12 protein-coding genes are annotated in these 14,063 nt (G+C 62.7%); 2 read left to right on the top strand and 10 right to left on the bottom strand.

What is annotated here, in order from left to right; genetic code table 11:
• Positions 1-69: 69 nt before the first annotated feature.
• The 5 genes from pyk to gcl all read right to left on the bottom strand — a co-directional run bounded on the left by pyk (position 70) and on the right by gcl (position 6,590).
• Positions 70-1,485: a pyruvate kinase gene (gene pyk, locus BV82_RS08535; RefSeq protein WP_010225100.1), complete on the bottom strand. Its 1,416-nt coding sequence runs from the start codon at positions 1,483-1,485 to the stop codon at positions 70-72.
• Positions 1,475-2,755: a glycerate kinase type-2 family protein gene (locus BV82_RS08540; protein WP_036994350.1), complete on the bottom strand. Its 1,281-nt coding sequence runs from the start codon at positions 2,753-2,755 to the stop codon at positions 1,475-1,477. The genes pyk and BV82_RS08540 overlap by 11 nt, the downstream gene beginning before the upstream one ends.
• Positions 2,756-2,927: 172 nt before the next feature.
• Complete coding sequence (locus BV82_RS08545) at positions 2,928-3,821, bottom strand: 2-hydroxy-3-oxopropionate reductase (RefSeq protein WP_036994351.1); 894 nt, start codon at positions 3,819-3,821, stop codon at positions 2,928-2,930.
• 153 nt (positions 3,822-3,974) lie between these two features.
• Complete coding sequence (hyi, locus tag BV82_RS08550) at positions 3,975-4,757, bottom strand: hydroxypyruvate isomerase (RefSeq protein ID WP_010225103.1); 783 nt, start codon at positions 4,755-4,757, stop codon at positions 3,975-3,977.
• A gap of 57 nt (positions 4,758-4,814) precedes the next feature.
• The gene (gcl, locus tag BV82_RS08555; protein ID WP_010225104.1) at positions 4,815-6,590 is read right to left on the bottom strand and encodes a glyoxylate carboligase; all 1,776 of its coding nucleotides are present in this window, start codon (positions 6,588-6,590) and stop codon (positions 4,815-4,817) included.
• 257 nt (positions 6,591-6,847) lie between these two features.
• On the opposite strand from gcl, the gene BV82_RS08560 reads away from it, so the two are divergent.
• Positions 6,848-7,288, top strand: a complete 441-nt coding sequence (locus BV82_RS08560) for a GlcG/HbpS family heme-binding protein (protein ID WP_036994355.1) — start codon at positions 6,848-6,850, stop codon at positions 7,286-7,288.
• Positions 7,289-7,396: 108 nt separating this feature from the next.
• Here BV82_RS08560 and BV82_RS08565 read toward each other — a convergent pair whose 3' ends face one another.
• Positions 7,397-8,005, bottom strand: a complete 609-nt coding sequence (locus tag BV82_RS08565; RefSeq protein WP_010225109.1) for a TetR/AcrR family transcriptional regulator — start codon at positions 8,003-8,005, stop codon at positions 7,397-7,399.
• Positions 8,006-8,151: 146 nt separating this feature from the next.
• Here BV82_RS08565 and BV82_RS08570 point away from each other — a divergent pair, with 146 nt between their 5' ends.
• The gene (locus tag BV82_RS08570; protein WP_036994357.1) at positions 8,152-9,060 is read left to right on the top strand and encodes a DUF808 domain-containing protein; all 909 of its coding nucleotides are present in this window, start codon (positions 8,152-8,154) and stop codon (positions 9,058-9,060) included.
• 107 nt (positions 9,061-9,167) lie between these two features.
• Here the strand turns inward: BV82_RS08570 and BV82_RS08575 are convergent, their stop codons facing one another.
• The 4 genes from BV82_RS08575 to BV82_RS08590 form a co-directional block, all read right to left on the bottom strand.
• Positions 9,168-9,956, bottom strand: coding sequence for an outer membrane protein OmpK (locus tag BV82_RS08575; protein WP_010225111.1), 789 nt, complete (start codon positions 9,954-9,956; stop codon positions 9,168-9,170).
• 361 nt (positions 9,957-10,317) lie between these two features.
• On the bottom strand, positions 10,318-11,103 hold the full coding sequence (locus BV82_RS08580) for an outer membrane protein OmpK (RefSeq protein WP_036994359.1): 786 nt from the start codon (positions 11,101-11,103) through the stop codon (positions 10,318-10,320).
• A 134-nt stretch (positions 11,104-11,237) separates the two neighbouring features.
• A complete protein-coding gene (locus BV82_RS08585; protein ID WP_036994361.1) occupies positions 11,238-12,593 on the bottom strand; it encodes a nucleobase:cation symporter-2 family protein in 1,356 nt (451 codons plus the stop codon).
• Between the two features lie 130 nt (positions 12,594-12,723).
• Positions 12,724-14,049, bottom strand: a complete 1,326-nt coding sequence (locus BV82_RS08590) for a urate hydroxylase PuuD (protein WP_036994362.1) — start codon at positions 14,047-14,049, stop codon at positions 12,724-12,726.
• Positions 14,050-14,063 lie beyond the last annotated feature (14 nt).

Here is a 14,063-nt window from a genome sequence, read left to right on the forward strand (position 1 = left end):
ACTCATCGCGGGTCAAGCCCGCTCCCACAGGCCTGTAGGAGCGGGCTTGACCCGCGATAGGCCTCACCTTCAGATCAAGGTCTCGATCCGCAGCGTGTTAGTCGACCCTGGCTTGCCAAAAGGCACACCGGCAGTGATCAACAGGGTATCGCCACGGCTGGCCATGCCTTGGGCCTGGGCGATTTCCAGCGCGGTGGAGCAGATTTCGTCGACCTGGCGCAGGCGATCGTTGACCACCGAGTGCACACCCCAGGCAACGCTCAGGCGCCGGGCGGTGGACAGGTTGGGGGTCAGGTTGAGGATCGGTGCCCGTGGCCGCTCGCGGGCGGCGCGCAGGGTCGAAGCCCCCGACTCGCTGTAGTTGACCAGCACCGCCACCGGCAGGATGCCGCTGATGCGGCGGATCGCGCAGCTGATGGCGTCCGACACGGTGGCTTCGGCTTTCGGCCGGCCGACGTCGAGTTGCGCCTGGTAGTCCGGGCCATTCTCCACCTGGCGGATGATCTTGCTCATCATCTGCACCGCTTCCAGTGGGTAGTCACCCGAGGCGGTCTCGGCCGAGAGCATCACCGCATCGGCGCCTTCGGCCACGGCGTTGGCCACGTCGGTGACTTCGGCGCGGGTCGGGGCCGGGGAGAAGCGCATCGATTCGAGCATCTGCGTAGCCACCACCACCGGTTTACCCAGTTCGCGGCAGGTGTTGATGATGCTTTTCTGGATCTGCGGCACGCTTTCGGCCGGCACTTCCACGCCCAGGTCGCCACGGGCGACCATGATCGCGTCGCTGAGCTCGGCGATGGCACGCAACTGGGTCACCGCCGAAGGTTTCTCGATCTTGGCCATCAGGTAGGCGCGGTCACCGATCAGCTGGCGCGCTTCGACGATGTCTTCCGGGCGCTGGACGAACGACAGCGCCACCCAGTCCACGCCCAGCTCCAGACCGAAGCTCAGGTCGCGGCGGTCCTTGGCGGTCAGCGGGCTCAGCTCCAGTACCGCTTGCGGCACGTTGACGCCCTTGCGGTCGGACAGCTCGCCGCCGTTGAGCACTTCGGTCTCGATGGCGTCGCTGTGCTTGGCGGTCACCCGCAGGCGCAGCTTGCCGTCATCGAGCAGCAGGTCCATGCCCGGCTCCAGCGCGGCGATGATTTCCGGGTGCGGCAGGTTGACCCGCGAGGCAGTGCCCGGGGTGCTGTCCAGGTCCAGACGCAGGGCCTGGCCGCGTTGCAACTGGACCTTGCCCTCGGCAAAGCGGCCAACGCGCAGCTTGGGCCCTTGCAGGTCCATGAGGATGCCCAGCGGGTAGTTGAGCTGGCTCTCCACCTCGCGGATCCACTGGTAGCGCAGGGCGTGGTCTTCATGTTCGCCGTGGCTGAAGTTCAGGCGAAAGATGTTCACCCCGGCCTCGACCAGCTGGCGGATGTCATCGATGCCCTTGATCGCAGGGCCGAGGGTGGCAAGGATTTTGACTTTCTTATCAGGCGTCATGTCGGGCACTCTCGAGAATCAGGATGGCGCGAAAATCGTTGACGTTGGTCCGCGTCGGCTCGGTGACGATCAAGGCATCGAGCGCGGCGAAGTAGCCGTAGCCGTTGTTGTTGTCCAGTTCATCGCTGGCCGACAGGCCCAATGCCGCGGCGCGGGCGTAGCTGTCCGGGGTCATCAGGGCGCCGGCGTTGTCTTCGGAGCCGTCGATGCCGTCGGTGTCACCGGCCAGGGCATAGACCCCGGGCAGGCCCTTGAGGCTTTCGGTCAGGCTCAGCAGAAACTCGGCATTGCGCCCGCCACGGCCATTGCCGCGTACGGTCACGGTGGTTTCGCCACCGGAGAGGATCACGCAAGGCGGCGACAGAGGTTGGCCGTGCAGGACGATCTGCCGGGCGATGCCGGCATGGACCTTGGCCACTTCGCGCGATTCGCCTTCCAGGTCGCCAAGGATCAGCGGGCTGAAACCGGCCTGGCGGGCTTTGACCGCGGCGGCTTCGAGCGACTGCTGGGGGCGGGCGATGAGCTGGAAGTGGCTGCGGGCCAGGGCCGGGTCATCGGCCTTGACTGTCTCGGACGCCGGGTTGTTCAGCCAGGCGGTGACCGCTGCGGGCGCTTCGATGTTGTAGCGCTTGAGGATCGCCAGGGCCTCGGCCGAAGTGCTCGGGTCGGCCACGGTCGGGCCGGAGGCAATCACCGTGGCCAGGTCCCCGGGTACATCGGAAATCGCATAGGTGTAAACGGTGGCCGGCCAGCAGGCCTTGGCCAGGCGCCCGCCCTTGATCGCCGAGAGGTGCTTGCGCACGCAGTTCATCTCGCCGATGGTCGCGCCGGATTTGAGCAGGGCCTTGTTGATCTGTTGCTTGTCGGCCAGGGTCAGGCCTTCGGCGGGCAGTGCCAGTAGCGCCGAACCGCCACCGGAGAGGAGGAAGATCACCCGGTCGTCAGCCGTGAGGTTGCTGACCATTTCCAGCACCCGTTTGGCCACGGCCAGGCCGGCGGCATCCGGGACCGGGTGGGCGGCTTCGACCACTTCGATCTTCGAGCAGCTGGCGCCGTGGCCGTAGCGGGTGACCACCAGGCCGGACACCGGGCCCTTCCAGGCACGCTCGACGACTTCGGCCATGGCCGCAGCGGCCTTGCCGGCACCGATGACGATAACGCGACCGCTGCGGTCGCTGGGCAGGTGGGCTTCAAGGACCTGGCGGGGATGCGCGGCATCGATGGCCGTGGCGAACAGCTCGCGCAGAAAGTGTTGCGGATCGACCGACATGGCAGGCTCCAATCTTATTGTTTTTCAGAATCGACAGCGCCCCGGGATCCGCCTCCGTGCAGGCATATCCAGGGGCGCTGGTAGCGACAAGCTTCAAGCTACAAGCTGCAAGAGAAAGCAGATCGATGCGCGGCCTGCTTTTTCTTGCCGCTTGAAGCTTGGGGCTTGCAGCTTATTTTTCGTCCCGGATCGAGAAGTTAGCCATGTGTTCCAGGCCTTTGATCAGCGCCGAGTGGTCCCAGTTGGCGCCGCCGATCGCGGCGCAGGTGCTGAACACTTGCTGGGCGTTGGCGGTGTTGGGCAGGTTGATGTTCAGTTCCTTGGCGCCTTGCAGGGCCAGGTTCAGGTCCTTCTGGTGCAGGCTGATACGGAAGCCCGGATCGAAGGTGCCCTTGATCATGCGCTCGCCGTGTACTTCGAGAATCTTCGAAGAGGCGAAACCGCCCATCAGTGCTTCACGCACCTTGGCCGGGTCCGCACCGTTCTTGGCGGCGAACAGCAGGGCTTCGGCCACCGCCTGGATGTTCAGGGCAACGATGATCTGGTTGGCGACCTTGGCGGTCTGGCCGTCGCCGCTGCCGCCGACGCGGGTGATGTTCTTGCCCATGACCTGGAACAGCGGCAGGGCGCGTTCGAAGGCATTCGGGCAACCGCCGACCATGATGCTCAGGGTCGCGGCCTTGGCACCGACTTCACCGCCGGAAACCGGGGCGTCGAGGTAGGTCGCGCCGGTGGCCTTGATCTTCTCGGCGAAGGCTTTGGTGGCGGTCGGCGAGATCGAGCTCATGTCGATCACCACCTTGTTCGGCCCCACGCCCTGGGCCACGCCGTTGTCGCCGAACAGCACCGATTCCACCTGTGGGGTGTCGGGCACCATGACGATGATGAATTCAGCTTCCTGGGCCACTTCTTTCGGGTTGGCCAGGGCCACGGCGCCAGCGGCGACCAGGTCGGCAGGCGCGGCATCGTGGTGGGTGGAGATGAACAGGCTGTGCCCGGCTTTTTGCAGGTTCTGCGCCATTGGCCGGCCCATGATGCCGGTGCCGATAAATCCGATTTTAGCCATGAGAAATGCCTCTTGTAATTATTCAATCTCGGCTGGCGGGCCGGGCCCCTGTGGGAGCTGGCTTGCCAGCGATGGGAACAATGCGGTGTAGCTGTGAGGGCCTCATCGCTGGCAAGCCAGCTCCCACAGGGATTGTCGAGGCCCGTCAGTGCGTCAGATCGCGTTATGGGTCTTCAGCCAGCCAAGGCCCGCTTCGGTGGTGGTCAGCGGCTTGTATTCACAGCCCACCCAGCCCTGGTAGCCGATGCGGTCCAGGTGTTCGAAGAGGAAGCGATAGTTGATCTCGCCGGTGCCTGGCTCGTGGCGGCCCGGGTTGTCGGCCAGCTGGATGTGGTTGATCTTGGCCAGGTTGCTTTCCACGGTACGGGCAAGATCCCCTTCCATGATCTGCATGTGATAGATGTCGTATTGCAGGTACAGGTTGCTGCTGGCAACTTGCGCCTGGATCTCCAGCGCCTGTTGGGTGGTGTTCAGGTAGAAGCCGGGGATGTCGCGGGTGTTGATCATTTCCATGACCAGCTTGATCCCGGCGGCCTGCAGCTTGTCGGCGGCAAACTTGAGGTTGTCGACGAAGGTCGTGCGCACCGTGGCGCAGTCCGGGCCTTGCGGGCGGATGCCGGCCAGGCAGTTGACCTGGGTGTTGCCCAGTACCTGGGCATAGGCGATGGCAAGATCGACACCGGCGCGGAATTCTGCAACGCGGGCCGGGTCGCAGGCGATGCCGCGATCACCCTTGGCCCAGTCGCCGGCCGGCAGGTTGAACAGCACCTGGGTCAGGCCGTGGGCATCGAGCTGCTGCTTGATTTCAGCCGAGCTGAAGTCGTATGGGAACAGGTACTCGACCCCGCTGAAGCCGGCGTCGGCAGCGGCCTTGAAACGGGCGAGGAAGTCCTGCTCGGTGAACAGCATGGACAGGTTGGCGGCGAAACGTGGCATGGTTGTCTCCTTGCAAAAAGGGGCCCTGTGCACCCGGCATCAGGGCCTTCGCAGCGATCAGTCGAGCAGGGAAATCGCGGTTGGCGCGTCGTTGCCGACCAGCGCCAGGTCTTCGAACTCGTTGACCGCGTTGATTTCGGTGCCCATGGAAATGTTGGTCACGCGCTCGAGGATAACCTCGACCACCACCGGTACCCGGAACTCTTCGGCCAGTTTCTGCGCCTTGAGCAGGGCCGGGGCGATCTCGCCAGGCTCGGTCACGCGCAGGGCCTTGCAGCCCAGGCCTTCGACCACGGCGACGTGATCGACACCATAACCATTGAGTTCCGGTGCGTTGACGTTCTCGAACGCCAGTTGCACGCAGTAGTCCATCTCGAAGCCGCGCTGGGCCTGGCGGATCAGGCCCAGGTAGGAGTTGTTCACCAGCACGTGGACGTAGGGCAGGTTGAACTGCGCGCCCACCGCCAGCTCTTCGATCATGAACTGGAAGTCATAGTCGCCGGACAGCGCCACGACCTTGCGAGTCGGGTCAGCCTTGACCACGCCCAGCGCAGCAGGAATGGTCCAGCCCAGCGGGCCGGCCTGGCCGCAGTTGATCCAGTGACGCGGCTTGTAGACGTGGAGGAACTGCGCGCCGGCGATCTGCGACAGGCCGATGGTGCTGACGTAGCAGGTGTCCTTGCCGAATACCTGGTTCATTTCCTGGTAAACGCGCTGTGGCTTGACCGGCACGTTGTCGAAATGGGTCTTGCGTTGCAGGCTCGATTTGCGCTGTTGGCAATCTTCCAGCCAGGCGCTGCGGTCCTTGAGCTTGCCGGCGGCTTTCCACTCGCGGGCCACTTCGAGGAATACATCCAGGGCGGCGCCGGCGTCGGAAACGATACCCAGGTCCGGGGTGAAGACGCGGCCGATCTGGGTCGGTTCGATATCGACGTGGATGAAGCGACGGCCTTCGGTGTAGACGTCAACGGAGCCGGTGTGACGGTTGGCCCAACGGTTGCCGATACCCAGTACCACGTCGGACTTGAGCATGGTGGCGTTGCCGTAGCGGTGCGACGTCTGCAGGCCGACCATGCCCACCATCAGCGGGTGATCGTCGGGGATGATGCCCCAGCCCATCAGGGTCGGGATTACTGGAATACCGGTCAGCTCGGCGAATTCCACCAGCTTGTCGCAGGCATCGGCATTGATGATGCCGCCACCGGCAACCAGCAATGGGCGTTCGGCGCTGTCGAGCATGGCCAGGGCTTTCTCGACCTGGACGCGGTTGGCCGCAGGCTTTTGTACGGGCAGCGGCTGGTAGGCGTCGATGTCGAATTCGATTTCCGCCATCTGCACGTCGAACGGCAGGTCGATCAGCACCGGGCCTGGGCGGCCGGAGCGCATTTCATAGAACGCCTTCTGGAACGCATACGGCACCTGGCCGGGCTCCAGAACGGTGGTCGCCCACTTGGTCACCGGCTTGACGATGCTGGTGATGTCGACGGCCTGGAAATCTTCCTTGTGCATACGCGCACGTGGCGCTTGCCCTGTGATGCACAGGATCGGGATGGAGTCGGCCGAGGCACTGTACAGGCCGGTGACCATGTCGGTGCCGGCAGGGCCGGAAGTGCCGATGCACACGCCGATGTTGCCGGCCTTGGTGCGGGTGTAGCCCTCGGCCATGTGCGAGGCGCCTTCAACGTGACGAGCGAGGACGTGATCGATACCGCCGACTTTCTTCAGGGCCGAGTACAGGGGGTTGATGGCTGCACCCGGGATGCCAAACGCGGTTTCCACACCTTCGCGGCGCATCACCAGAACGGCTGCATCGATTGCTCTCATTTTGCTCATGGTTTTGTGCCTCTTTGATTTTGTAATTGTATACAAATTGCTTTTCACCAGAGTGTATTCACGCCAAGCGACTCTGGTCAATCCATTTTCATCGGCGATCGGTGCTTTCGTCGGGAAGCCTTTAAAAATGGCATTTCGTCAGAATTGGTTCATCGCACTGAAAATATTGTATACAAATAAGTTCGCCATTGTGTTCTATTTGTTCTATTGATTTTTACACCTGCCCTCAGGGCTTCTAACAACAAGAGGACCTTTTCATGAACGCTTTGACCTTGAAAGTCGCTGTCAGCCTGGTGAACGCTGCGCTGGTGGCCGGGCGCAAGATCTCCTCCGCGCCGTTGACCGTGGCGGTGCTGGATAACGGTGGGCATCTGCTGGCCCTGCAGCGTGAAGACGGCGCCAGCCTGTTGCGCCCGCAAGTGGCGATGGGCAAGGCCTGGGGCGCGATTGCCCTGGGCAAGGGGTCGCGCCTGCTGGCGCTGGACGCGCAACAGCGTCCGGCATTCTTTGCCGCGCTCAATGGCCTGGGCCAGAGCCCGGTGGTGCCGGCGCCGGGTGGGGTGCTGATTCGGAATCAGCAGGGCGTGGTGCTGGGGGCGATCGGTATCAGTGGCGATACCTCGGATATCGACGAGCAGTGCGCGATCAGTGCGGTCGAGGAGGCGGGGTTGACGGCGGATGCCGGTGTAGCGGCTTAAGGCCTATCGCGGAACCTGTGGGAGCTGGCTTGCCAGCGATCGAGCGCAAAGCGCTCGCTGGCCTCATCGCTGGCAAGCCAGCTCCCACAGGGATCTCGGCAAATTTGCCTAAGCGTCCGGCTCACACCCCTTGAGCACCAGGCGAATGATGGTCTGCGCCGCCGCTTCATAATCGCTGTCATCGAGCTTGGCCTTGCCGGTGACCACCGAGATCTGCCAGTCGAAGTCAGCGTAGGTCTGGGTCGCCGCCCAGATGCTGAACATCAGGTGATGCGGGTCGAGCGGGGCGATCTGGCCGCGGTCGATCCAGGCCTGGATGCACTCGATGTTGTGCCGGGCCTGGTCGTTGAGCTGCTCGACCTGGCTCGGGCTCAGGTGCGGGGCGCCGTGCATGATTTCGCTGGCGAACACCTTGGACGCAAACGGCAGGTCGCGGGAGATGCGTACCTTGGAGCGGATGTAGGCGCTCAATACCTCTTTGGGGTCGCCGTCGGCATTGAACGGCGTCGACGCCTGCATGATCGGTTCGATGATGCTTTCCAGGACCTCGCGATAGAGGTTTTCCTTGGACTTGAAGTAGTAATAGACGTTGGGCTTGGGCAGGCCGGCCTTGGCCGCGATGTCGCTGGTCTTGGTGGCGGCGAAGCCCTTGTCGGCAAACTCTTCACTGGCCGCGCGCAGGATCAGTTCTTTGTTGCGCTCGCGAATGCTGCTCATGGTTGACGCTGTTCCTCGTGTCTGGCCGCTGGCGGCACCGGGCCTGGGAGGGCGGTTGCGCATGGTAGCACCGCGTTCGCAAGCGGCTCAAGGTGGCGACTTTGAGCTAGACTGTGGCCCTCTCAACCCGCTGGAATCAGGCAAACATGGCAGGAAGCAGTCTTCTGGTATTGATCGACGATATCGCCACGGTACTCGACGATGTCTCGGTAATGACCAAGGTCGCGGCAAAAAAGACCGCGGGGGTGCTGGGCGACGACCTGGCGCTCAACGCCCAGCAGGTTACCGGCGTGCGCGCCGAGCGGGAAATCCCGGTGGTCTGGGCGGTGGCCAAGGGCTCGTTCCTCAACAAGCTGATCCTGGTGCCGGCGGCGCTGCTGATCAGCGCCTTCATTCCCTGGGCGGTGACACCGCTGCTGATGGTCGGCGGTGCATTCCTGTGCTTTGAAGGCTTCGAGAAGCTCGCGCACAAGTTCCTCCACAGCAAGGAAGAAGACCAGGCCGAGCATGTGGCGCTGACGGAAGCGGTGGCCGATCCTGCGGTCGATCTGGTGGCTTTCGAGCAAGACAAGATCAAGGGCGCGGTGCGCACCGACTTCATCCTGTCGGCCGAGATCATCGCCATCACCCTGGGCACGGTTGCCGATGCGCCGCTGACTCAACAAATCATCGTGCTCTCGGGCATCGCCATTGTCATGACCATCGGTGTCTATGGCCTGGTGGCCGGCATCGTCAAGCTCGATGACCTGGGCCTGTGGCTGACCCAGAAGGCCTCGAGTGCGGCCAAGGCGACCGGCAACGGCATCCTGCGCGCGGCGCCATACATGATGAAAAGCCTGTCGGTGATTGGCACTGCGGCGATGTTTCTGGTCGGCGGCGGGATTCTGGTCCACGGCGTGGCGCCACTGCACCATGCCATTGAAGCCTTCAGCGAAGGGCGCGGCGGGGTGCTGACCAGTACGCTGCTCAATGCCGGGGTGGGGATTGTCGCCGGTGCTGCAGTGTTGGCAGTGGTTGCGCTGATCGGCAAGCTCTGGCGTGCTGTCAGAAGCTGATGGCCTCATCGCTGGCAACGCCAGCTCCCACAGGGTCAGGTGTTGAACCGCTCCTGTGGGAGCCGGCCTTGCCGGCGATCAAAGCCCGAAGGGCTTTGCCTCTTTGATCAGAAGTGCGCTTTGACCAGGAAGCTGGCAGTGTTCTGATCGGTATCGAAGGCGTCGCTGTCCTTGATGCCGTACTTGTTCTTCCAGTAGTCGTATTCGAAACCGACATACAGCTGCTTCTCGCCCCAGTTCAGCGCCTTGCCCAGGTCGTACTTGACCTGCGGGTTGAAGTGCAGGTTGGCGTGGTAGGTGCCACGACGGCTGGTGGCGTCGTTGTCCACGACCCAGTCCATGAAGCCATCGATGAGGATGTCGGACTTGCCCACAGGAATGGTGTAGGACCAGACCGGGGTGATCTGCCAGACGTTGTCACCGGCACGGCTGCCCTCGGTGTTGCGCTGGTAGAAGTTCAGCTGGAAGTAGTCGAAGCCTGGGATGTCCAGGTCGAAACCCGGGCCGATCAGGTAGGACTCGGTGTCGCCTTCGCCAAACTCGTAGGTCATCGCCAGCAGCACGTCCTTGACCGGGCCGAAGGCCAGCTTCTGGTCGAAGATCTTGCCGAACGACAGGCGTGGGCTGATCTCGCCGTAGTAGGTGTTGGGGCCGTTGTTGAAGTCCTTGCCACCGTTGTAGAAGATCTTGTCGACGAAGATGAAGTTGTCGCCGTACTTCCAGGCATCGGCGTGCTCGAAGGTCACGGTCTGCTGGATCGACGGGTTGACGGCAAAGTTCTTGCCCCACAGGTAAGTCAGGCTGTTGTTCTGCCATTGCAGCAGATCACCGGCAGTGGCGGCGGTGCTGGCCGCCAGCAGGCCGCTGGCAAGGATCAGGCTGTTGGTAATACGCATCGCGTAGTTGCTCCCTTGATGGATTCTTCGTGGTGCTCTGGTGTGGCACCTTTTGGGTAAATACTTGTCTTTCGGGTCAGTTTTTTTCGATTGGCCACAGACGTTTGGCAAGAGCTGGACCAACCTTCCGGGTCAGTCACAAGCAATCCTGCTCGACGTCTTTCTGAACAGTTGAAAAGGGTATTTCAGGTTGGCGTGACGCTTGCCAACCGCCCGAATTCATTGACTGAGCGGTCAGCAAACGCAGGCAGGATCCGTCCTGCCCTGATCGAGGGGGCGCGCAGATTACTGGCTTGCGCGCCGGTCCTCAAGTGCTCCGTCCTGGAGCGGGTGAGGCAAAAACTGTGCGTTTGGTCAGCTTTTAGAAGTGAACCTTAACCAGAGCGCTGGTAACACTCTGATTGGTGTCCAGCCGGCCACTGTTCTCGATGCCGTATTTGTCTTTCCAGTAGCTGTACTCGATACCCACGTACAACTGCTTGGCCCCAAGGTTCAGGGCCTTGCCCAGGTCGTATTTGACCTGCGGGTTGAACTGCAGGTTGGCGTGATAGGTGCCGCGCCGGCTTTGGTCGTTGTCCACCACCCAGTCCATGTAGCCGTCGATCAGGACGTCGGATTTGCCCACAGGGATGGTGTAGGAAAAGGTCGGGGTAATCTGCCAGACGCGATCACCCGGGCGGCTGCCTTCGGTGTTGCGCTGCATGATGTTGAGGGTGAAGTAGTTGAAGCCGGGGATCGCCAGGTCAAAGCCGGGGCCGATCAGGTAGGCCTCGTTGTCGCCTTCGCCAGACTCGTAGGTCATGGCCAGCAACACGTCCTTGATCGGACCGAACTCGAATTTGCGATCGAAGATCTTGCCGAACGACAGGCGCGGGCTGAACTCACCGTAGTAGGTGTTGTTGCCTTTGTTGCGGTCGGTGCCGCCGTTGTAGAAGATCTTGTCGATGAACAGGAAGGTGTCGCCGTACTTCCACTTGTTGGCATGTTCGAAGGTCACCGTCTGCTGGATCGCGGGGTTGACCTGGAAGTCCTTGCCGTAGAGGTAGGTGAGGCTGTTGGTGTGCCAGAGCAGCAAGTCCCCTGCGGCAGCTGGCAAGGTGGCCAGCAGACTGGTACCCAACAGGAGGGAAGTGGTGATGCCTTTCATGTTGTGATTCCCGGCTTTGTTATTGTTGGTTTTCGGTTTTTTTTGGCGCGAAGCGCCCCGGCCGACCCGCTCCCACGGGTCGACGGCCTTGCCTATGCTTCGGTGATGCCGGGCGGCAAGCGCCGCCCAAAGGCTCAGTGCTGGTGGACGGTATCGTTGTGGGCGGCGCGTTCGGCGCCACCGAGGATGTTGAACAGCAGGTTGAGGATCAAGGCGCTGACCGTGGCCATGGCAATGCCGCTGTGAGTGATCGGCTCCATCCACTGTGGCATCTGGGCAAAGAACTCCGGACGCACCACCGGGATCAGGCCCATGCCGACGCTGACGGCCACCAGCAACTGGTTGCGGCGGTCGGCGATGTCGGCTTCCTGGAGGATCTTGATGCCAGTGGCGGCGACCATGCCGAACATCGCGATCGACGCACCGCCCAGCACCGCAGGCGGAATCGAGGCAATCAGGAACGCCGCTTTGGGCAGCAGGCTGAGCAGGATCAGAAAGCCGCCGGCGACCACGGTGACGTAGCGGCAGCGCACGCCGGTCATCTGCACCAGGCCGATGTTCTGGGCGAAGGATGAGTGGGTGAAGGTGTTGAAAAAGCCGGCCACGAACGACGCACCGGCATCGCACATCAGGCCGCGGCGCAGCATGCCGGGGGTGACTTCGCGGTCGGTGACCTTGCCCAGGGCGAGGAACATGCCGGTGGACTCGACGAAGATGATCACCACCACCAGGCACATCGACAGGATCGGCGCCAGGCTGAAGGTCGGCATGCCGAAATGCAGCGGGGTCACCACCTGCACCCATGGCGCTTCACTCAGGCCCGAGAGGTCGACCATGCCGATGGAACCTGCAAGGATGTAGCCCAGGCCCATGCCGATCAGTACCGAGACATTGACCCAGAAACCACGCATGAAGCGGTTGATCAGCAGGATGGTGGCCAGCACCAGGCCGGCGACGATCAGGTAGACGGGGGAGCCGAAGGGCGCGGCATCGGCACCGCCGCCGGCCCAGTTGACCGCAACCGGGAACAGTGACAGGCCGATCGAGGTGATGACCGTGCCGGTCACCAGCGGCGGGAAGAAACGCACGACCTTGGACATGAACGGCGCAATGACCATGCCGAAGAAGCCGGCGGCGATGGTCGCACCGAAAATCCCCTGCAGGCCGACGCCAGGCATGCCGGCCATGGCCACCATACTGCCGACCGCGGCAAAGCTTGCACCCATCATCACCGGCATGCGGATGCCGACTGCGCCAATGCCGAACGACTGGACGATGGTGGCGACACCAGCGACCAGCAGGTCGGCATTGATCAGGAAAGCGACTTCTTCACGAGAAAGTCCGGCGGCTTGACCGATGATCAGCGGCACGGCAATCGCGCCTCCGTACATCAGCAACACATGCTGCAGACCCACCAGGAACAGTTGGAACAGGGGCAGTGGCTGTCGTGGGGGCGCAACAGGGATGTACGCCTTGCGTGACTCGGACATGCAACACCTCGGTTTTGTTTTTATTCTTGGAGCTGCAAGCTTCAAGCGCCAAGCTTCAAGGAGAAGCAGGAGGTTGCGCTTGGCTTGCAGCTTTTTGCTTGTCGCTTACAGCTGGCAGCGTGTGGCTGCCTCAGTGGGTCGGTGCTCCCTTGGCGACCCAGGCGCCAATCAGGTCACGTTCCTGCTGGGTCATCTGGGTGATGTTGCCCAGCGGCATGATCTGCGTCGCCACGGCTTGCGCCTGGATGCGCGCGGCCTGTTGCTGGATCTGCTGCGGGGTATCGAGCATCACCCCGGCAGGCGCGGCGCTGAACAGCGGGCTGGTCGGCTTGGCCGAGTGGCACACGGTGCAACGTTCCTGGATGACGCTGTGGATCTTGTCGAAACCGGCATCGTCGAGCTTGGCGGTGGCACCGGCGGGCGCTTGCGCAGATGCCGCAGGCTGGGCTGGGGCGGCGGCCTGTTCAGCCGCTTTCTCGGCAGCGGTCTTGCCACCCAGGGCGGTTTCCGGCAACGGCTGGTACTCGACCTTGGCGGCGGCCTGCTCAGGGGCGCTTGGCATCGGCGCTGGGCCGGTGACGTACGCCAGGCAGATCATCGCCAGGGCGCCGACCGGCAGGGTCCAGGCGTATTTGTTGCTGTCATGACGGGTGTTGAAGTAGTGACGCACCAACACCGCAGCCACCGCGATACCGGCCAGGATCAACCAGTTGTACTGGCTGCCATAGGTGCTCGGGAAGTGGTTGCTGATCATGATGAACAGCACCGGCAGGGTGAAGTAGTTGTTGTGCCGCGAGCGCAGCAGGCCCTTGGCCGGCAGCAGCGGGTCCGGCGTCTGGTTGGCTTCGATGGCGGCTACCAGCTGACGTTGGGCCGGCATGATGATGCGGAACACGTTGCCGACCATGATGGTGCCGATGATCGCGCCAGTGTGCAGGTACGCGCCACGGCCGCTGAACACCTGGCTGAAACCGTAGCAGGCGGCGATGACCAGCACGAACAGCACCAGGCCGAGCAGGCCAGGGCGCTTGCCCAGCGGCGAGTCGCAGAGGAAGTCATAGATGAACCAGCCGGCGATCAGCGAACCGACACCGATGGCAATGCCTTCACCGCCGCTCAGGGTGCTGCCAGGGGCCAGCAGGTAGAGGGTCGGGTTCCAGTAGAACACCAGGCACAGCAGGGCGATACCCGACATCCAGGTGAAGTAGGCTTCCCATTTGAACCAGTGCAGGTTCTCCGGCATTTTTGGCGGAGCCAGCTTGTACTTCTCCAGGTGGTAGATCCCGCCACCGTGAATGGCCCAGAGATCGCCGGACAGACCGTCGCGCGGGTTGGCCCGGTTGAGGTTGTTTTCCAGCCAGACAAAGTAGAACGACGCGCCAATCCATGCCACGCCAGTGATCATGTGAACCCAACGCACGCTCAGGTTCAGCCATTCCAACAGATGTGCTTCCACAGTCTTTACCTCTA

Origin of the sequence: Pseudomonas donghuensis (genome assembly GCF_000696345.2) — a bacterium.
Classification (GTDB): Bacteria; Pseudomonadota; Gammaproteobacteria; order Pseudomonadales; family Pseudomonadaceae; genus Aquipseudomonas; species Aquipseudomonas donghuensis.

Excerpts from the sequence above, each read along its gene's own strand:
- pyk (WP_010225100.1), bottom strand. The coding sequence starts at position 1,485 with ATGACGCCTGATAAGAAAGTCAAAATCCTTGCCACCCTCGGCCCTGCG.
- BV82_RS08540 (WP_036994350.1), bottom strand. The coding sequence starts at position 2,755 with ATGTCGGTCGATCCGCAACACTTTCTGCGCGAGCTGTTCGCCACGGCC.
- BV82_RS08545 (WP_036994351.1), bottom strand. The coding sequence starts at position 3,821 with ATGGCTAAAATCGGATTTATCGGCACCGGCATCATGGGCCGGCCAATG.
- hyi (WP_010225103.1), bottom strand. The coding sequence starts at position 4,757 with ATGCCACGTTTCGCCGCCAACCTGTCCATGCTGTTCACCGAGCAGGAC.
- gcl (WP_010225104.1), bottom strand. The coding sequence starts at position 6,590 with ATGAGCAAAATGAGAGCAATCGATGCAGCCGTTCTGGTGATGCGCCGC.
- BV82_RS08560 (WP_036994355.1), top strand. The coding sequence starts at position 6,848 with ATGAACGCTTTGACCTTGAAAGTCGCTGTCAGCCTGGTGAACGCTGCG.
- BV82_RS08565 (WP_010225109.1), bottom strand. The coding sequence starts at position 8,005 with ATGAGCAGCATTCGCGAGCGCAACAAAGAACTGATCCTGCGCGCGGCC.
- BV82_RS08570 (WP_036994357.1), top strand. The coding sequence starts at position 8,152 with ATGGCAGGAAGCAGTCTTCTGGTATTGATCGACGATATCGCCACGGTA.
- BV82_RS08575 (WP_010225111.1), bottom strand. The coding sequence starts at position 9,956 with ATGCGTATTACCAACAGCCTGATCCTTGCCAGCGGCCTGCTGGCGGCC.
- BV82_RS08580 (WP_036994359.1), bottom strand. The coding sequence starts at position 11,103 with ATGAAAGGCATCACCACTTCCCTCCTGTTGGGTACCAGTCTGCTGGCC.
- BV82_RS08585 (WP_036994361.1), bottom strand. The coding sequence starts at position 12,593 with ATGTCCGAGTCACGCAAGGCGTACATCCCTGTTGCGCCCCCACGACAG.